This is a genomic window from Pontibacter harenae (genome assembly GCF_020907245.1).
Classification (GTDB): Bacteria; Bacteroidota; Bacteroidia; order Cytophagales; family Hymenobacteraceae; genus Pontibacter; species Pontibacter harenae.
The window spans coordinates 24,934-44,172 of record NZ_JAJJWH010000021.1 but is presented as its reverse complement, the minus strand read 5'-3'; the positions used below and the strand labels follow the sequence as shown (position 1 = coordinate 44,172).

The window sequence follows — 19,239 nt, the reverse complement described above, 5'->3', positions numbered from 1 at the left end:
TAGCAACACCAACTATAACTTATTTAATTTACCTCTACAAAACAAGACCATTCTATTGGATTTTCGTAATATCATTAGCTTTTATAGCAGTTTGAATTATGACATAAAACAATTCTGATGAATATGAAAAAAACGTTCGGAGCTATACTTACCACACTGGGTATCATAGGTCTTATCTGGGCTGCTTACGCTTTTATGATGGGCGGCGACGGTGGCGTGGTAGGGAAATATACCTCAGTGGTACCCTTCGTGATCGGGCTTATCTTCTTTTTCTCGGGTATAAGCCTGGTGAAATCCACAAGAGATCATGTTTAAATAAATTATAAGTACAGAAAAGCAAAAAGGCCTGCTGCGTAAATAACGCAGCAGGCCTTTTTGCTTTTCTGTTGATACTCTTAAAAATGTATCAGCAACGTCTTCAGATATTCATCTGATTAACATTTTTTGGCATCTCCAATGCAAAGCTTTCTACAGCACTAACTTCATCTAGAAATGAAGATTTATAAGTCTTATCAGCTGTATGAATGTACAGCAATGATTTATCTTTTATATTTTCGATTATCGCTTTAGATACGTCCTGTGGTATAGCTGGGCAACCAAGGCTTCTGCCCAAGCGGCCATACTGCTTTACAAAAGCCTCGCTCACATAATCAGCTCCATGCACTACAATAGCACGGCTCATAGCATTGGAATTATAATTGCCGTCTACTCCAGAAAGTTTTAACGAGAGGCCGTGTTTTCCATAATAGGTTCTATCGGTGATGTAAAAGCCCATGCTGCTCATGTTGGAGTTCGGTACATTAGAAAAATTTACAGCTTTATCCTGTCCTGTATTTTTTCCGTGCGCTACCAAAGAGTTGAACAGCAGCTTCTTTGCTTTTACATCAACAATCCAAAGCCTTTTTACTCTGCTTGATTTTGAGAAATCTATCACACTAATGACAGATTTAGAAGAGGATACAAGCCCCTTCTTCTTCATATTCTGAAAACCAGCCATTGCTTTACTGAACACATCGTACGACAGGCCCTTCTTGCTTAAGCCAGCTTGTTCGTAAATGCCCTGGATATGTGCTTCAAAGGCTAACTGTTTTTCCTCGAAAGTTAACGAGGTATTATTGTTAAGGGTGCTTGCGCTTACAATCTCTACCTCGGGTAAAGGAGAGGGTAAGTTATTATCGGTGCCTGGGCCTGTAAAAGAAAGAAGGCCAAACATGAAGGCGGTTAATATTAGTTTCTGCATAAGTCTCTAAGCTTCTGTCTTCGCTGTCTACAGAAACAACAGGCATATTAGCACAAATCGTTCCTACGCAGCTTAAGTTTATATGCTATCACTAAAACGAAAATACCTCTATACTTCTAATAATACAAGCATTGAACAAACATCCGCTACATTAAAGTACAATTATGCTATTTACGGCCTATGACAAGTTTTAAAATTAATTTCGTAATTAGAAATTTCTAGAGATACATACTACCTTAGTTGTTTCATTTAGAAATATGCTTAAAAAGACTTCGCTATACTTATTGTCTGCTTTCGCGCTGATAACCTCCTGTTCTGAGCCTGCTCAAATTGAAGGCTTCGACAGCCAGCAATGGAAGAATGACAGATATGCCTGCAACGGAATCAGGAAAGAAATGATTAGCCAAATAGATAGCATTAGAAAGCAACTGTACGGCAAAAAAGAGCAGGATATAAAAGATATACTTGGTAAACCCGATAGCGAAGAGCTTATGTCGAGAGGGCAGCGAGTATTTATTTACTACCTGGAGCCAGGTAGCCATTGCAATCAAAAAGACCAGCTCTCTGAGGCTAATCGCCTACAGGTACGCCTTAATGCCACTTACAAGGTAAACGAGGTAACTTATGCACAGCCTTTAAGAAGAGAAAATAGATAAGAAATTGAGACGCTTTTAAGAGAGTGAAATTTATTTGCCGATTTCGCTCATCAAAAGCAAATCTTGCCTACCAGTAAGCTCTAGAAAAGATCTTAATTGAGGCTCCGACAACACACTTTCTAAGGCTTTATCGCACTTAGTAGTAACTGCTTGCTTCGCGAGGGAAAGCATCTCTGGATTATGAGCATATTTGCTTTCTGCATCCTGCAAAAGCTTAAACCTATCTTTGTTCAGTTGCTCCACCTGGGCATACTGCTCTGCATTAAGCAAAAGTTCCTGCCTCATTTCAACTGTAAGCATATCAGAACCAGAAAGATTAACAGCTAAAACTTTTTTATCTAAATTATCATCTGTAACAGATTGTATTTGCGCCTGGCATTCAAATGCCACAAAAAAGACAGTGCATAACAGTAATAGTGGTTTCATCTGAAAAATAAATAAGATTTTTAATAAGCCTCTCTTCTAGCTTTGTAATAAGCTTCGGCCTGTGTTACCATTCAAACGGATTTACCGTTAGTTAGTTAGCTTTTGCAGTACATATTTTTTTATACTTTATAAATATGCCCTGAAAACTATATAGTTACACCTAATGGTATCCTTCTAATATTGTTTGAAAATATTAGATGTAATATATTTAAATAGAACTGCTATCGCAACAATAGCTTGTTCCAGAGGTATAACTAAATAGCAGCATACGAATAGTATTTTACAAGTAAAACTGCAAGACTCCCTTATGCTGTGGTTTTGCCACTTACCTTAGAATAATGAGAACAACTAACTACAATCCAAGTCCATTAGAAGTAAATTTTGCAAAAGCATTTAAAGATCTTACACCACAACTAGAAAGTCGTATAGAAGGCGGCAAAGTAGTTAATATAGAATCGATACACGACGCGGATAACCCGATGGTTATCTTCAAACTAGAAGACCAGGAGGGCGATCTGCATGAAGTAGTGGTGCAAATTATACAACGCCCTGACGCTATTGTCAACTAAGCGTTAATTAGCACCTTGCACAAAGAAGCCCGCTGTTAAGTTTTAACAGCGGGCTTCTTTGTGCAAGGGTTAAAATGGCTTATTAAAATTATTGGTTTGGCAGTTTATGATTTCTGCGCTTAAACCATTGCATGGCAATAAAAGAGATGAAAAAGCCAGACACTACTCCCTCCAACATCAGCACAGAAAACACCACTATACCAGGTGTGCCTTCCACTCTACCTCCAAATAACTCCTCTGCCGACAGTACATCTACAAATGAATCGTCAAGTGCTTTTACGTATAAAAGCATAAAAACGGCAAAAAGTAATGTTGCAGTAATTGCTGTTAGTACACCTGATCCAATTCCTTTAAAATAGGGTATACCTCCTTCTAATCGATTTCTATATCCTTTCAAAGCCATTACTACACCAATTGCCAGTATCACGGCATTTAGGTAACGTAGTTCCACTACATGTGCTAGGCTTAACAATCTCATTAATAGAAAGTATAGAATAAGCGCTGCTGCGGTCATTAGTCCATACTTCAGGGCAATTTTTTCCATAGTTTAGGGTGCTTTTGTTTAAATAAAGTATTAGCGAAGATGTTCAGACATAGGATCTCTGCGCTTGAACCACTGCATGGCTATAAATGCTAACCAGAAACCTGGCCATGAGCCATACACAATAGCCAGCACAAATAAAGATAGCAGTGAAAGACTTTGCGGGAATAAGGCACTTGCCTGCAGGCTAGCCAAGTAACTGGAATCAACTGCGCTAATATAAATTACCAGGAAGAGCGCCAGAACTGTTGATGAGACTACTCCTGTAGTAGCACCGATTGCCAAACCCTGGAAATAATTAATTTCCCCGTTTTTGGCTGTCTTATAGCGTGATATAGCTACACAGATACCTATAACCAAAAATATCCCGCTCAAAAATGAGAGTTCTACAATGTGCAGAAGATCTAGCAACGACATTATCAAAAAGAAAAGGACGTGTGCTATACCTACAAGAACACCATATTTTATAGAGACCTTCTGGTAAGAAATATTGGAAGATGCCATATTATTGTCTGTTTTAAATATTCAATTATTAAATTAAGAATGAACAGATTAGCTATAATTATGGTTAATTATTTGTTATTCATTTACAGCCAATACTGTTTAACCAGATACATACCAGCTTGGTTAGCAGTATATAACTAAATCAATATACTTAATATAGAGTAGTGGCGTTGTGCTTTTGTGCATAAAATTTTAAATACTATGTCTAAAGCTGCTCGCTAAAAGGATGTTACGGGTTTCGGTAAAGAAGCCAATGCGTTAGAATTTTGGCACAAGCCTCGTATCCATACTTTTATTTTATACTTTTGTATCATAATTCAATTTATATTCCCAAGAGGTCCATATGATTAGTACTAGCAATGTAAGCCTTGCTTACGGCAAGCGCACTTTGTTCGAAGATGTATCTATAAAGTTTACTCCAGGTAACTGTTACGGCCTAATTGGAGCCAACGGTGCAGGAAAGTCAACTTTTCTTAAAATATTATCTGGAGAAATAGACCCGAACACGGGTACAGTAGATATTCCTGCCAATGCACGCCTTGCAGTGCTTAGGCAGAACCACTTTGCTTATGATGAGCATCCTGCTCTGCAAACTGTTATTATGGGGCATAAGCGCCTGTGGGAGATTATGCAGGAAAAAGATGCCATCTACGCCAAACCAGATTTTAATGAAGCAGACGGATTACGTGCAGCCGAGTTGGAAGGTGAGTTTGCAGATATGGAAGGCTGGAACGCAGAATATGAGGCGGCAGAACTTTTAAGCGGACTTGGTATTACTGAGAACCTGCACTACTCACTCATGAAAGACTTGAGTGGTAGCGAAAAGGTACGCGTACTGCTGGCACAGGCACTGTTTGGTAACCCTGACATCCTACTGCTTGACGAACCTACCAACCACTTAGATGCTGAATCTATCATGTGGTTAGAAAACTTCTTGGACAACTTCCAGAATACGGTAATTGTTGTATCCCACGACCGCCACTTCCTGGACGCTGTTTGTACGCATATCGCCGACATCGACTTTGGTAAGATGCAGATGTATGCTGGTAACTACGGCTTCTGGTACCAATCAAGCCAGTTAGCGCTTAAGCAGCGTACAGATGCAAATAAAAAGACAGAGGACAAGCGTAAAGAACTTGAAGAGTTTATTCGCCGCTTTAGCGCCAATGCCTCTAAATCGAAGCAGGCTACTTCGCGTGCCAAACTCTTGGAGAAACTGACTGTGGATGACATTAAGCCATCCTCACGCAAGTACCCGTACATTGCGTTCAAACCAGAACGTGAACCAGGAAACCAACTATTAAATGTAGAGGGCCTGAGCAAAACTATCGACGGCACTACCCTGTTCAGCGACATCACTTTTATGGTTGATAAAGGAGATAAGATTGCTGTACTCGGAAGAAACGACTTGGCAGCCTCGTCTTTCTTTAAGATAATTATGGGTGAGATGCAGCAAGACAAAGGTGAATATACCTGGGGAACCACAATCACTCCTGCTTTCTTCCCTAAAGACAATGAAGAGTTCTTCAACACAGACCTGAACCTTGTTGACTGGTTGCGCCAGTATTCTGTGGAGAAAGATGAAAGCTTTGTGCGTGGTTTCTTGGGCAGAATGTTGTTCTCTGGTGAAGAGTCGCTTAAGAAGGCAAATGTGCTATCGGGTGGCGAAAAGGTGCGTTGTATGTTCTCTCGAATGATGCTGCAGTCTGGTAACGTGTTGGTTCTCGATGAGCCTACAAACCACCTTGACCTGGAATCTATTACTGCATTGAACAACTCCCTGCAGGAGTTCGAAGGTTCTTTGCTCTTCTCATCTCACGACTTACAGTTTGTGGATACCATTGCCAACCGTATTATCGAGCTTACCCCTAATGGAATCATCGATCGTCGTCTTGGCTACGAAGAGTATCTTTCTGATGATTATATCAAAGAACTGCGCAAGAAGATGTATAATACAGCGTTAGTGTAAGCGATACTTAACCTAACCACATATAAGCTATCTATATGCTACAACGTTCCTGCAGTACGCTTCTGTTTTTGGTGCTGTTTGTGTTTATCGGGCATAGTGCTTTTGCCCAGGTAGAGCCCGACACCGTCAGGCGGAAAGAATCTTTACCTACAGGGCCTCCAGCCACTGCTCCTCCTGCGCAACGGCAGCCACGCGTGCAGCAGCCGCAGCCCGTTGTGGTAAAGCAAGAGCCAGCTGACAGGGAAAAGTTAACTCTGATGGACCGCTTGTATTGGGGTGGTAGTTTAGGTTTACAGTTTGGCACCTTTACCAATGTTTCGCTACTTCCTATTATAGGCTACAGAGTTACCGACAGATTTTCGTTTGGCGGTGGCGTAGTGTATAACTATAGAAGTGGCGGCGGTGTTAGTCTCCAGAATTATGGGGGCAGGGCCTTTACGCAGGTTGAGCTAATAGAAATTGGTGGTGGCGCCATCTTGGCACATGGCGAAATAGAAGCCTTAAGTGCTCAGTACTTGGTTTACAACCCAACAACCCGTTTCTACGACAAGCAGCGTAAAATGCTTAGCTTGCCTTTGATAGGTGTGGGTTACCGACAGCGCATCAGTGAAAAGGCTTCATTTGATCTGCTCTTGCTGTACAATGGCAGCAGCGACATTGCAAACCCATATAATAACCCTGTAATCAGAGGAGGAGTTAATATTCCTTTCAGAAGATAATTCTTTAGCCAGAGCATAAAAAAAGGGCTGCTATACATGTATAGCAGCCCTTTTTACTTATATAATTATTAGTATCAGCCCCGTATCAGGCGAAGTAATACCACAATAACGGCAATCACAAGTAAGATGTGAATTAAGCCACCAACGGCATCAGGAAATCCAAGGAATCCGATCAGCCAAAATATAACAAGTACTACCGCGATTATATATAGTAAGTTTCCCATAGTTTTATTGTTAAGGTTTAGAAAGTTAAGTCAAGTCACTAGAAAAGTACAGTTTTATACTTCTCTAGTTGTATCAGCCCCTAATCAGGCGCAGCAATACAGCTATTACAGCTATCACTAACAAAACGTGAATAATTCCGCCTACAGCGTCAGGAAATCCTAGAAATCCTATTAGCCAGAAAATGACTAAAACTACTGCTATAATATAAAGTAAGTTTCCCATGATATTTGTTTGTTTATATTTAAGTTAATTTACAAACAGCTAAAATCTAACATTAAAACAATCTTTCATTTTATCTGTTATAGCTAATTGCGTTTGTATTATTTTGTTAGACTTTTACGGGCATATACTTCAAAAGATTTATATTAACATACTTTTTTACGTTTTGAGGCTTATAAAGCCGTAATTATAATTTTCATCAAATCAAAAAAAGAATTAATTATATTATTGAAGCTCAATATTATAGGTATGATCAGATTTGACTGCCCAAAACGAGGCAACTTCAGCTCTTTGAAAAAGCAATTCTACAGACAAAGATTAATGCAAGTCTAATCTAGATTAAAATTGAAGCTTTTAAAGAAGCCATGCATTCCTCGGTAGAACCACGTAGTTTTGGTTAGTTTTGTATACAAACAAAGACTAACTATTAAACAAGCTAATCAAACCTCCTATGAAAAACATTGCAGTTATTGGCTCTGGCACGATGGGCAACGGTATAGCCCACGTTTTTGCGCAAAATGGCTTTACAGTTTCCTTGATTGATATTTCGGAAGAAGCACTTCAGAAAGCCCTCGGAACTATCTCTAAAAACCTTGACCGTATTATAGCCAAAGGCAATCTATCCGAAGAGCAGAAAGCAGAGACATTGGGCAACATCACAACCTTTACCAGTACACAAGAGGGCGTAAAAGACGCTGATTTGGTAGTTGAGGCCGCCACCGAAAATGTAGATCTGAAGCTGAAAATATTTAAAGACCTGGACAGCTTTACCAAACCTGAAGCTATACTTGCCTCCAACACCTCCTCCATCTCCATCACAAAAATTGCCTCGGTAACAAACAGGCCAGACAAAGTAATTGGTATGCACTTTATGAACCCTGTGCCTGTGATGAAACTGGTTGAAATTATTCGAGGCTACTCTACCTCAAACGAGGTAACAAACAGCATAATGGAGGTATCGAAGCGATTAGGCAAAGTACCTACCGAGTGCAACGACTATCCTGGCTTTGTAGCCAACCGTATTCTGATGCCGATGATAAACGAGGCAATTTATAGTTTATACGAAGATGTGGCTGGCGTAGAAGAGATAGACACTATCATGAAATTAGGAATGGCACACCCGATGGGTCCGCTCCAGCTTGCCGACTTTATTGGGCTGGACGTTTGCCTCTCTATCCTTAATGTGCTTTATGAAGGGTTTGGCAATCCGAAATATGCACCATGCCCGCTGCTGGTAAACATGGTGCAGGCAGGACACAAAGGCGTTAAATCTGGTCAAGGTTTCTATTCCTGGTCCCACGGCACTAAAGAGCTAGTTGTGGCAGAACGGTTTAGAAAGTGATTTCTCGTTACTAGTTAATCGTTGTCCGTTATTTGGCACAACAGCACAACATCTACTTTAAAGAGTTGAAGCTAACAAAAGAGGCCCTGCTGGTAATTCAGCAGGGCCTCTTTGCGAAAAATGATTAACGAAGAACGAAAACTATACCGCTACAGCGTTATCTCTTAAAGCATCATTTAAAGATGTTTTCAAGTCCGTGCTTTCCTTACGCTGTCCGATGATGAGGGCACAAGGCACCTGGAAATCACCTGCAGGGAATTTCTTGGTATAAGAACCAGGTATAACCACTGCACGAGGCGGCACATAGCCTTTATATTCTTTCGGCTCGCTGCCAGTTACATCAATAATCTTAGAGCTACCTGTAATAGTAACACCAGCGCCAATTACTGCTTCTTTTCCAATGCGGCAACCTTCAACCAATATACTTCTGGAACCTATAAAGGCACCATCTTCTATAATAACAGGAGCAGCCTGTACTGGCTCCAGCACACCACCAAGGCCAACACCACCACTCAGGTGCACATTTTTACCTACTTGTGCACAGCTTCCTACGGTTGCCCAAGTATCTACCATCGTGCCAGAATCTACATAAGCACCGATGTTTACATAAGACGGCATCATGATAACACCTTTGGCCAGAAACGCGCCATAACGTGCCACCGCATGAGGAACTACACGCACACCCAGCTGTGCGTAGTTACGCTTCAAAGCAATCTTGTCGTGAAACTCAAAAGGTCCTACCTCAATCGTTTTCATCGCCTGAATAGGGAAGTACATTAGCACGGCTTTCTTCACCCACTCATTTACCTGCCACTCATCGCCATTTGGCTCAGCCACACGAATATTACCTTTATCCAGGTCTTCGATTACGGCACGAATAGCTTCTACAGTATCACTTTCTTGCAACAGCTCACGGTTATCCCAAGCCTGCTCTATTATTTGTCTTAGCTCCATTTTAACTTGTATTGATTAGGAATATGTGCAAAAGTATTAAATTTAGACGATGTCTGAAAAGAGAATCCTAATTGCCTCGCTACTAAAGCCTATAAACGACACCCGCATGTATGAAAAAATGGGATTGTCGTTGAGCAAACTTCCGCACACGCACATACATGTTGCTGGTTTTGATGCCCCTGCTCCCACTTCTGCCCCTGCCAATATTTTTTTTCACCCCGTCTTCAATTTTAAGCGCCTGGGTTTCGGACGAGCACAGGCACAGGTTACGTTTTACCGTCTCTTAAAACAGCTAAAGCCTCATCTGATAATCGTGGGCACGCACGAACTGTTGCTAACCTCTTACCTTTACGCACGCTCTTCAAAGTGCAAACTGGTTTACGACATACAGGAGAACTATACCTTAAACCTGAAAGAACAGAACAACTACAAACCACTGGCAAAACGGGTTTTAGCTAGGGGCGTGGGAAGCATAGAAAAGTTTGTAGTTCCGTCTGTCGATCATTTTCTGGTAGCGGAGAAAAGTTATTTGCAGGAACTTACTTTCCTTGGCAACAAGTATACATTGTTAGAGAACAAGTATAAAGCTGCTACAAACTATACTCCGCCTTCTACACCAGTTGCCGTTAATCCAGCCGCTATCAAACTGCTATACTCAGGTACCATTGCCGAAATTTACGGAATATTCGAAGCAGTGGAGTTTGCCTCGGCCTTACACAAAGTTCACGCAGGTATTACGCTTACTATTATCGGCTATTGCGCACGCAGCAGCACACTCCAACACCTCAAGCAGCTTATACAAGACAAAAATTATATAACCCTTATAGGAGGTGATAAGCTTGTGCCTCACCAACAGATACTGGAGCAGATTCAGCATAGTGATGTTGGTTTGTTGCCTTACCAGCCTAACCCCAGCACATTTCGCTGCATTCCTACAAAACTTTATGAGTACATGGCCCATGCCCTTCCGCTGGTAGTGCAGCAAAACCCACTGTGGCATAACATGGTAAAAAGATACCAAGCAGGTGTATCTATTAATTTTAGACAAGCAGATGCAAAAGAAATGCTAAATCAACTGGAGCAACAAGTCTTTTATAAAGCTGGCATATCGAACGATTTATACTGGCAATCTGAAGAAGACAAACTTTTGCCTATTGTAGCATCACTACTTTAAATACAAATAAAAATCTATTTTTAGATAAACCTAAAAATAAAATACTAGTATATTAGCAACTGATTAAGACAAACTAAAATGCGGAACTCAAGAATTGCTGGTGTAGGCCACTATGTGCCTGAGAGAGTAGTAAGTAACAAAGACTTGGAAAAGCTAATGGACACATCGGATGAATGGATTCGTGAGCGAACAGGTATAGTAGAAAGACGGTACTTTCAGGAAGGTATAGATACTACCTCTAACATGGGAGCACAGGCCGCCAGAAAAGCTATAAAAGCAGCTGGGATAGAAGCCAGTGACCTGGATATGATTGTTTTTGCTACCCTGAGTCCCGATTATTTTTTCCCAGGCTCTGGTGTGCTATTACAGCGCGAGTTAGGCATAAAAGAAATTCCTGCACTTGATATAAGAAACCAGTGCTCTGGCTTTGTCTATGCCCTGTCTATAGCCGACCAATTTATAAAGACAGGCATGTACAACCATGTTTTGGTCGTAGGCTCCGAAATTCACTCAAGCGGACTCGACTTCTCGACACGCGGTCGAGGTGTTTCTGTTATTTTTGGTGATGGTGCTGGCGCAGTGGTCCTCTCCCCTTCCGAAAGCAATGATAAAGGCATACTTTCTACACACTTACATGCCGACGGAGAGTTTGCAGAGGAACTGGCCGTGCTAGACCCCGGCAGTAATAAAAATGCCCGTCTTACGCACGAAATGCTTGATAGTGAATCTATCTACCCACAAATGAACGGTAATTTGGTTTTCAAACATGCCGTTAGTCGTTTCCCAGAGGTAATACAAGAAGCGCTGCAAAAAAACGGCTACCAAGCATCAGACATAGATATGCTGGTACCGCACCAGGCAAACCTACGCATTACGTCCTATATCCAGCAGAAGATGGGTTTGCCTGCCGACAAGGTGATGAGCAACATCCATAAGTATGGCAACACAACGGCTGCCTCTGTGCCAATTGCCCTTTCTGAAGCCGTGGAAGAAGGACGCATAAAGGACGGGGACCTAGTTTGTCTGGCAGCCTTTGGTAGTGGCTTTACCTGGGCCTCTGCCCTCATCAGGTGGTAAGACAAGTATTGAATGGCTGAATATTGAATAGATGAATGATAGACGAACTTACCTCTATACCTCCTATTCAAGTTTCATTATTCAGCCATTCTATTAGTCAATCATTCAAAAGTAAAATTTGTGCACAGCTTTACAGAAGAGAATTACATCAAAGCAATTTACAAACTGTCGGCCAATGGCACACAGGAGGTAAATACCAATGCCATTGCGGATATTTTAGAAACCAAGGCTGCCTCGGTAACAGACATGCTCCGAAAGCTTAGCAATAAGCAGTTGGTAAATTATGTTAAGTACAAAGGAGTTTCGCTAACGGAGCAGGGTACGCACGTAGCCCTACAGATTATCCGCAAGCACCGTTTATGGGAGGTATTTCTGGTACAGAAGCTACAGTTTAACTGGGATGAAGTGCATGAGGTGGCAGAAGAATTAGAGCACGTTAATTCTGAGCTGCTGACAAACCGATTGGATGAGTTCTTAGGTTTCCCTAAGTTCGATCCGCACGGCGACCCTATACCCTCCAGCACAGGTGAAATAAAGCTAAAAAAGCAAAAGTTACTGGCCGAAATGGAAATCAACGATGCTGGTGTGGTAGTTGGTGTAAACGATTCCCAGCCCCTCTTTCTGCAGTATCTTGACAAAATGGGCATAGCGCTTGGCTCCAGAATTAAAGTGCTCGACAAGATACCTTATGATAAATCATTGGAAATAAACCTGGAAGACGATAAGGTGGTGTTGATTTCGAGCGAGGTTTCTAAGAACATATTCTTATCAGCTTAAGGTATGATGTCTCCGCTACAAAAAGCCTTGTTCCTGCTGTTGGCTCTGCCCCTGCTCTTGTTTACTAGCTCCTGCAAGCAAACTATAAGCAAAGGCCCCATACAGCCAGGAGAGCGTTTGCAGATTGTAACAACCACAGGCATTTTGAAAGATGCCGTGCAAAACATTGTAGGTGATGCAGCAGATGTAGAAGCGATAATGGGTAGCGGTGTAGACCCACACCTGTACAAGGCCACTCAGGGCGATCTGCAAAAGCTTACAGACGCAGACCTGATCATTTACAACGGACTGCATCTGGAGGGTAAAATGGGCGAAGTAATGGCCAAGCTCGGGCGGTTTAAAACCGTTGTGGCCGCCGCAGAAGGCATACCGCAAGACAGGCTGCGTAAGTCGCCCCAGTTTCAGAACAGCTTCGACCCGCACGTATGGTTCGATGTGGCGCTTTGGCAACTGGTGGTACAGCACGTGAGCCAGACGGTGCAACAGAAAGACCCGCAGCACCAGGAGTCTTACAGGCAAAACACCCAAAAGTATTTAGAAACATTACGAGCCCTTGACACCGAAGTAAAGCAGCGCATCCAAACAATTCCAGCGCAGCAGCGCATCCTGATTACAGCGCATGATGCATTTGGCTACTTCGGAGATGCCTATAACATACAGGTAGTGGGGCTGCAGGGTATTTCCACAGTTTCTGAGTTTGGTCTTCAGGATGTCTCGGAGCTGGTGAGCTTTATAGTGAAGCATAAGATAAGAGCTGTTTTTGTAGAGTCATCTGTATCTCCCAGGGCAATAGAAGCCGTGGTGATTGGAAGCCAACAAAGAGGGCACCAAGTAAAGATCGGCGGCACATTATTCTCCGATGCCTTAGGCGAGGATGGTACTCCTGAAGGCACCTACACCGGTATGGTGAGGCATAATGTAAGCAACATTGTATCGGCTTTGAATTAACACAGTACAACATGATACTCCACGTAGAAAACCCAGTAGTAGAAGTACACGACCTCACTGTGAGTTACGACCGAAAGCCAGTGCTTTGGGGCGTAGACCTAACCTTGCCTGCAGGGTCGCTAGTAGGTGTTATAGGTCCTAACGGTGCAGGAAAATCCACCTTAATCAAAGCAGTGATGGACCTGCTGTCTGCGGGCAGCGGCTACGTACGTATTTTCGGCAAGCCAATTGAGGAGGTGCGTAACCGTATCAGTTACGTACCGCAGCGCGAGTCCGTAGACTGGGATTTCCCCGCTTCCGTTTTTGACGTGGTTCTGATGGGGCGCTACGGCAAACTGGGGCTTTTCAGCAGACCCCGCAAAGCAGATAAAGATGCCGCCATGGAAGCACTGGAAAAGGTAAACATGCAGGCTTTTGCCAAGCGCCAGATTTCCCAGCTTTCGGGAGGGCAGCAGCAAAGGGTATTTTTAGCGAGAGCACTAGCCCAAAACGCCGACATCTATTTTATGGATGAGCCTTTTGCAGGAGTAGACATTGCCACCGAGACAGCCATTATAGAACTGCTACGCACCATGCGCGAACAAGGCAAAACTGTCGTGGTGGTGCACCACGACCTGCAATCTGCAGCGGAATATTTCGATTGGGTAGTGCTCCTAAATATGCGGCTGGTAGCTTCTGGCCCCACAGAAAAGGTGCTGACACAGGAGTTGCTGGAGCATACGTATGGTGGCCGCCTTACCGTACTAACAAAAGTAGGAGATCTGCTGCGGAAACAGCAGTTTCCTGCCAGGGAAAAAAAGTAGGCTTGTAAAAAACAGATACAGCACTCTTACATACTGAAAAGCTTTTTATAGTTACTATGCAGGCATACAGTTGTCATACCAAAAGAAAGCATAAGTAAAGGTAAAAACCTGATGTATTTACCGCTGAACTTTATAAAAGTATGAACCAATTTTTGGAATTCTTCTCGTTTGCAGATGCCAATGTGCGTTACGTAACGCTTGGCTCGGTATTGCTTGCCAGCAGTTCGGCTGTAGTGGGTTGCTTTACGCTGCTACGTAAAAGAGCCCTGGTAGGCGATGCCGTGGCGCATGCTGTCTTGCCTGGTGTGTGCCTTGCATTTATACTTTCAGGAACAAAAAACCCACTTATACTTTTACTTGGAGCCTTTGTCACAGGCTGGTTTTCGCTTATTGTAATTGATTTTATAACCTCGCGCTCCCGCATAAAAGAAGATACTGCCATTGGCCTGGTACTATCTGTATTTTTCGGCATCGGTATACTTCTGCTTACCTCCATTCAGCATTCGGGCAACGCATCGCAAAGCGGCTTAGACAAGTTTCTTTTTGGCAAGGCTGCCTCGCTGGTCGGCGAAGACCTCATTACGTTTAGCATAGTGGCCGTGTTGCTGCTTGTGACCACCCTTGTTTTTTACAAAGAGCTCATGCTACTGTGCTTCGACCAGGCCTATGCCAAAACAATAGGCTTTCCGGTAAGAACCCTGGAGCTGCTTTTAACTACACTCACGGTTTTAGCTGTAGTGGTAGGTATACAGGCTGTTGGTGTTGTGTTAATGGCTGCCATGCTTATAACGCCTGCCGCCGCTGCCCGCTTTTGGACCGATAAGCTTAAGCTCATGCTCGTAATTGCAGCCTTAATAGGTGCTTTTTCAGGGGTAGCAGGTGCATTTGTTTCTTATACCGCTCCAGCCATGCCCACAGGCCCCTGGATAGTGCTGATCGTTTCTATGATTGCGATAGCCTCTTTTTCTTTTGCACCCAAGAAAGGTTGGTTTTCGCGCATTGCCCGGCAACGGCGTAACAGAAGGCTCATTCTGGAAGAGAACCTGCTAAAACTGCTGTACCATTTAGGAGAGCAAAAGCAGGATTTCTTTTCACCACGAAGTTTGCCAAACCTGTTAGAGCGCCGCAATATTCCGAAAGATCAGGCCCGTACGGGGCTGGACAAACTAAGGCGACAGGGCTATGTAGAAAAATCGAAAGAAGGTTGGCGACTGACAACCCAAGGCCAAAAGCGGGGGCGGCGTGTGGTACGGCTACACAGGCTCTGGGAGCTGTACCTCACACAATACCTGAACCTTGCCTCCGACCACGTTCACGAAGATGCAGAAACCATCGAACATATTATAACACCAGACCTGGAACAGAAGCTGATGGAAGAACTGAACTACCCGCAACTGGACCCGCACAGCGCAAAAATTCCATAAGGAGCCATGACAAGGCTAGCGTCTTAAACTTAACGGCTAAAACAAACATGAATGCATTCTGGATCATACTCACAGGTTCACTAGTAGCTACTTGCTGTAGCTTATTGGGCTGTTATTTAATACTTCGGAAAATGGCCATGGTAGGCGATGCTATTTCACATGCAGTCTTGCCTGGGATTGTCATCGCCTTTCTTGTAACAGGATCGCGTGAGTCGGTGCCAATGCTGATTGGTGCGGGTACGCTTGGGCTACTCACAACATTCCTGATCGAATTTTTCCACCGCTACGCCCGCGTTCAATCCGATGCGGCCATCGGGGTTACCTTTACCTGGCTTTTTGCCATCGGAATTATCTTACTGTCTGTTTTTGCAGGGCAGGTAGACCTCGACCAGGATTGCGTGCTGTATGGCGAAATAGCCTATGTACCGTTGGATATCTGGCTGACTGATAGTGGCTATAACTTCGGCCCACGTACCATTTGGACCCTGAGTGTAGTGGCGCTTCTGATTACTGCCTTCATCTTCGTAGGCTATAAAGAGCTTTTCCTGACCGCCTTTGACCCAGGTTATGCAGCCGCAATAGGGCTTTCCACCACTGCCTGGTACTATGCCCTAATGGGTGCGGTATCGCTGACGACGGTCGCCTCTTTTGAGTCAGTGGGCGCCATTCTGGTGGTAGCATTTTTGGTGGCTCCGCCTGCTACCGCCTACCTCCTTACTGATGATTTCAGGCAGATGCTTTTGCTATCAGTAGGATTGGGCATACTAGCTTCTGTGGCAGGATATTACCTTGCCGTTTGGCTAGACGGTTCTATTGCAGGTGCCATCGCTACTGTAACTGGCTTAGAGTTTATGCTAGCTCTTTTCTTCTCTCCTTCCCGTGGGCTGCTATTAAGAAGAAAACAGGTACAGCCCGTGCAGCTTTAGCAGTTTTAAAGTTCTTGTGGTAATTCAAACTTGAACGCTAGCAAAAGTTTTGTATTTGGTATATGCTTAAAGATTTAAAACACTACAGAGGCCTTTTGTAGATGCAGAAATTTATGAGAGACAATTACGCGAGTAATTATTTTGTATCAAGGAAACAACCCTCAAACTATAGGAATCTATACTTGTTGCTACATGTTCTGGTACACATGCAGTACAATTATCAAAAAACTATACATACATCTGCACTCAATTCGTTTAGAGTTTAAGCTTTCTTATTCATGAAAAACAGATTTCTTCTACCCTTTTTAGCAATTTTCTTCGGCATCAGTAGCTTTACACTATTGCACATCACTCCTGAACCGAGCAACAATAAAGCTGTAAGACCAACTGCAAAACCTGCTGAAAGCATAAAATGGCTGACCATAGAAGAAGCTGCCGCCAAGCAAAAGCAGTCTCCACGCAAAATGATTATTGATGTTTATACAGACTGGTGTGGTTGGTGTAAGAAGATGGATAAATCTACTTTCTCTGATCCCGCTGTGGCTGCCTATGTGAATATGAATTACTATGCTGTTAAACTTGATGCCGAAGGTCAGAAACCGATTACGCTAAACGGCCATACCTACAAGTATAACCCTGAGTACAAAGCCCACGAGTTGGCAGTAGCTCTGCTCAACGGCCAAATGAGCTTCCCGACAACTGTGTATTTAGACGAGGAGATGAAAATGCTAACACCCGTACCAGGCTATCTCGATGCAAAAATGTTTTCAAAAATCCTCTCCTATTTCGGCGAAAACCACCACAAGAATATGACGTGGCAGGAGTTTGAGAAACGGAAATAGGCCTCTCCTAAGAACATGAGTGGGAACTAAACTACCTGTACTTTACTTACTCCCGCAAGTTTTAAACTTGTGGTGGAAATGAAGCAAGTTTTCAACTTGCGTAGGTCTACTGTACTTCATTACAGGCCATGAAAGCAGAAATGAAGACTTATTTTTATGTAGAAGTTTAGAGCTAGCGTAGTCTGCAGCTCTATCGTTAAATTTGCCTAAACGAAGGTAGCTGTTAAAAACTGCAGTTTGCACAACCTCCACTCCGCCCCTACCACTCCTCGCTTAAAACCACTACCTTTGCAGTACCAAAACAAGACTTCACTACCTTGCAAAATACTTATTTCAATACCGATACCATTGTAGCCGTAGCCACAGCGCCTGGCGTGGGTGCCATAGCCGTTATCAGGCTTTCAGGTCCAGAGGCTATCACTATTACCAACAGTGTTTTCAAAGGCAAAGACCTTACACAACAAGCCAGCCATACCCTGCATTTCGGCACCATCCGCGATAACGAAAAGGTGTTGGACGAGGTGCTGGTGTCGTTGTTTGTAGCGCCGCATTCTTACACGAAAGAAAATGTGGTAGAAATTTCCTGCCACGGCTCCGACTTCATTGTGCAGCAGATCATGCAGCTCTTGCTGAAAAAAGGAGCACGCCTGGCCAACGCAGGAGAATTTACGAAGCGTGCTTTCCTGAACGGACAGTTCGACCTAGCCCAAGCTGAAGCCGTGGCCGATCTTATCTCCTCCGACTCTGCCCTCTCGCATGAGGTGGCTATGAAGCAGATGCGTGGCGGCTTTTCGCAGGAGATTAAGCGCCTGCGGGCCGAACTGGTGCATTTTGCCTCCATGATAGAATTGGAACTGGACTTCGGCGAGGAAGACATAGAGTTTGCAGACCGTGACCAGCTTCGCCAGCTCATCTCCAACATTCAGCGCATCATCCGCGACCTGCTCAAGTCTTTCGAGCTGGGTAATGTCATCAAAAATGGTATACCGACAGTCATCGTGGGCAACCCGAATGCAGGTAAGTCTACGTTGCTGAACAAGCTACTGAACGAGGAGAAAGCCATTGTATCGGATGTGCCTGGCACCACCCGCGACTTTATCGAAGACGAAATCAACATCGAAGGCATCACCTTCCGCTTTATTGACACTGCCGGACTACGCGAAACAACAGACAAAGTAGAGGCCATCGGTGTAGAACGTACCATGCAGAAGCTCAGCCAGTCCTCGCTGATCATTTACCTATTCGACATCACAGAAGTAACTGCTGTGCAGGTACAAGCTGAACTGGATAGGCTGAACCCGAAGAAACTGCCCCTAATTGCCGTAGCCAACAAAATAGACCAGGCATCTCCCGAGAAACTACAGCGATTCGAAAGTATAGAAGGCTTAGTGCCTATTTCCGCTGCCGAAGGAGCCAACCTGGACGAGTTAAAGCAAGCATTGGTAGAGAAAGTAAACTTGGGCAAACTCAACACCCAAAACCAAACCATCGTCACGAACCTCCGCCACGTCGACAGCCTGAACAAAACCTACGCAGCTTTGGATGATGTGTTGAACGGACTAGACCTCGGCATCAGCAACGATCTCGTAGCCGCCGATATCCGCAGAGCGCTTTATAGTTTAGGTGAGATAACTGGAGAGATTACTACAGATGATCTGCTGGATAATATTTTTACTAAATTCTGCATCGGAAAATAGACGGTCACAACTAATACATATTAAATATATACTAAAAGCCCCTATAAATCAATTATAGGGGCTTTTTTAGTGCTTAAAGTGCATATTTGGTAATCCTAAATTAGGCATTCATTATAACTGTATTTGTACCTCACTCCATTTATTTGTACCTCAATTATTTTTTTTGGTGAAACTTTGCAACATATAGCAACATGTAGCTACATTTAG

At 43.4% G+C, this 19,239-nt stretch carries 22 protein-coding genes; 15 read left to right on the top strand and 7 right to left on the bottom strand.

Going from position 1 to position 19,239, the window contains the following annotated elements; all coding sequences use genetic code 11:
- Positions 1-123 precede the first annotated feature (123 nt).
- The gene (locus tag LN893_RS12235; RefSeq protein WP_229970435.1) at positions 124-315 is read left to right on the top strand and encodes a hypothetical protein; all 192 of its coding nucleotides are present in this window, start codon (positions 124-126) and stop codon (positions 313-315) included.
- 103 nt (positions 316-418) lie between these two features.
- Here LN893_RS12235 and LN893_RS12230 read toward each other — a convergent pair whose 3' ends face one another.
- The gene (locus tag LN893_RS12230) at positions 419-1,240 is read right to left on the bottom strand and encodes a murein L,D-transpeptidase catalytic domain family protein (protein ID WP_229970433.1); all 822 of its coding nucleotides are present in this window, start codon (positions 1,238-1,240) and stop codon (positions 419-421) included.
- Between the two features lie 257 nt (positions 1,241-1,497).
- Between LN893_RS12230 and LN893_RS12225 the strand changes: the two genes are divergently transcribed.
- Entirely contained in the window at positions 1,498-1,896 is a 399-nt protein-coding gene (locus LN893_RS12225; RefSeq protein WP_229970431.1) for a hypothetical protein, read from the top strand.
- Positions 1,897-1,926: 30 nt separating this feature from the next.
- Here the strand turns inward: LN893_RS12225 and LN893_RS12220 are convergent, their stop codons facing one another.
- Positions 1,927-2,322 (bottom strand): hypothetical protein, encoded by a 396-nt coding sequence (locus tag LN893_RS12220; RefSeq protein WP_229970429.1) that lies wholly within the window; start codon positions 2,320-2,322, stop codon positions 1,927-1,929.
- A 338-nt stretch (positions 2,323-2,660) separates the two neighbouring features.
- Between LN893_RS12220 and LN893_RS12215 the strand changes: the two genes are divergently transcribed.
- On the top strand, positions 2,661-2,891 hold the full coding sequence (locus LN893_RS12215) for a hypothetical protein (protein WP_229970427.1): 231 nt from the start codon (positions 2,661-2,663) through the stop codon (positions 2,889-2,891).
- Positions 2,892-2,979: 88 nt separating this feature from the next.
- On the opposite strand, the gene LN893_RS12210 is transcribed toward LN893_RS12215, so the two are convergent.
- Complete coding sequence (locus LN893_RS12210) at positions 2,980-3,435, bottom strand: DUF4199 domain-containing protein (protein ID WP_229970425.1); 456 nt, start codon at positions 3,433-3,435, stop codon at positions 2,980-2,982.
- 30 nt (positions 3,436-3,465) lie between these two features.
- Positions 3,466-3,936 (bottom strand): DUF4199 domain-containing protein, encoded by a 471-nt coding sequence (locus tag LN893_RS12205; RefSeq protein ID WP_229970423.1) that lies wholly within the window; start codon positions 3,934-3,936, stop codon positions 3,466-3,468.
- Positions 3,937-4,279: 343 nt separating this feature from the next.
- Here LN893_RS12205 and LN893_RS12200 point away from each other — a divergent pair, with 343 nt between their 5' ends.
- A complete protein-coding gene (locus LN893_RS12200; protein WP_229970421.1) occupies positions 4,280-5,905 on the top strand; it encodes an ABC-F family ATP-binding cassette domain-containing protein in 1,626 nt (541 codons plus the stop codon).
- Positions 5,906-5,940: 35 nt separating this feature from the next.
- On the top strand, positions 5,941-6,624 hold the full coding sequence (locus tag LN893_RS12195; protein WP_229970420.1) for a porin family protein: 684 nt from the start codon (positions 5,941-5,943) through the stop codon (positions 6,622-6,624).
- 74 nt (positions 6,625-6,698) lie between these two features.
- On the opposite strand, the gene LN893_RS12190 is transcribed toward LN893_RS12195, so the two are convergent.
- Positions 6,699-6,848: a lmo0937 family membrane protein gene (locus LN893_RS12190; RefSeq protein WP_007660460.1), complete on the bottom strand. Its 150-nt coding sequence runs from the start codon at positions 6,846-6,848 to the stop codon at positions 6,699-6,701.
- A 73-nt stretch (positions 6,849-6,921) separates the two neighbouring features.
- Positions 6,922-7,071 carry a lmo0937 family membrane protein gene (locus LN893_RS12185; RefSeq protein ID WP_229970419.1) on the bottom strand — a complete coding sequence of 50 codons (150 nt, stop codon included), beginning with the start codon at positions 7,069-7,071 and terminating at the stop codon, positions 6,922-6,924.
- A gap of 448 nt (positions 7,072-7,519) precedes the next feature.
- On the opposite strand from LN893_RS12185, the gene LN893_RS12180 reads away from it, so the two are divergent.
- Positions 7,520-8,410, top strand: a complete 891-nt coding sequence (locus LN893_RS12180) for a 3-hydroxybutyryl-CoA dehydrogenase (RefSeq protein ID WP_229970417.1) — start codon at positions 7,520-7,522, stop codon at positions 8,408-8,410.
- Between the two features lie 141 nt (positions 8,411-8,551).
- Here the strand turns inward: LN893_RS12180 and LN893_RS12175 are convergent, their stop codons facing one another.
- Positions 8,552-9,364, bottom strand: a complete 813-nt coding sequence (locus LN893_RS12175; protein ID WP_229970416.1) for a 2,3,4,5-tetrahydropyridine-2,6-dicarboxylate N-succinyltransferase — start codon at positions 9,362-9,364, stop codon at positions 8,552-8,554.
- A gap of 49 nt (positions 9,365-9,413) precedes the next feature.
- On the opposite strand from LN893_RS12175, the gene LN893_RS12170 reads away from it, so the two are divergent.
- The 9 genes from LN893_RS12170 (at position 9,414) to mnmE (ending at position 19,032) form a co-directional block, all read left to right on the top strand.
- Positions 9,414-10,538, top strand: coding sequence for a glycosyltransferase (locus LN893_RS12170; RefSeq protein WP_229970414.1), 1,125 nt, complete (start codon positions 9,414-9,416; stop codon positions 10,536-10,538).
- A 78-nt stretch (positions 10,539-10,616) separates the two neighbouring features.
- Positions 10,617-11,615, top strand: a complete 999-nt coding sequence (locus tag LN893_RS12165; protein ID WP_229970412.1) for a 3-oxoacyl-ACP synthase III family protein — start codon at positions 10,617-10,619, stop codon at positions 11,613-11,615.
- A 120-nt stretch (positions 11,616-11,735) separates the two neighbouring features.
- Positions 11,736-12,392 (top strand): metal-dependent transcriptional regulator, encoded by a 657-nt coding sequence (locus LN893_RS12160; protein WP_229970410.1) that lies wholly within the window; start codon positions 11,736-11,738, stop codon positions 12,390-12,392.
- A gap of 3 nt (positions 12,393-12,395) precedes the next feature.
- Complete coding sequence (locus tag LN893_RS12155; RefSeq protein WP_229970408.1) at positions 12,396-13,340, top strand: metal ABC transporter solute-binding protein, Zn/Mn family; 945 nt, start codon at positions 12,396-12,398, stop codon at positions 13,338-13,340.
- Positions 13,341-13,351: 11 nt separating this feature from the next.
- A complete protein-coding gene (locus tag LN893_RS12150; RefSeq protein ID WP_229970406.1) occupies positions 13,352-14,143 on the top strand; it encodes a metal ABC transporter ATP-binding protein in 792 nt (263 codons plus the stop codon).
- Positions 14,144-14,283: 140 nt separating this feature from the next.
- On the top strand, positions 14,284-15,567 hold the full coding sequence (locus LN893_RS12145; RefSeq protein ID WP_229970404.1) for a metal ABC transporter permease: 1,284 nt from the start codon (positions 14,284-14,286) through the stop codon (positions 15,565-15,567).
- Positions 15,568-15,614: 47 nt separating this feature from the next.
- A complete protein-coding gene (locus tag LN893_RS12140; RefSeq protein WP_229970402.1) occupies positions 15,615-16,493 on the top strand; it encodes a metal ABC transporter permease in 879 nt (292 codons plus the stop codon).
- 278 nt (positions 16,494-16,771) lie between these two features.
- The gene (locus tag LN893_RS12135; protein WP_229970400.1) at positions 16,772-17,335 is read left to right on the top strand and encodes a thioredoxin family protein; all 564 of its coding nucleotides are present in this window, start codon (positions 16,772-16,774) and stop codon (positions 17,333-17,335) included.
- 317 nt (positions 17,336-17,652) lie between these two features.
- Positions 17,653-19,032, top strand: coding sequence for a tRNA uridine-5-carboxymethylaminomethyl(34) synthesis GTPase MnmE (gene mnmE, locus LN893_RS12130; RefSeq protein ID WP_229970398.1), 1,380 nt, complete (start codon positions 17,653-17,655; stop codon positions 19,030-19,032).
- The last annotated feature ends 207 nt before the right edge of the window (positions 19,033-19,239 follow it).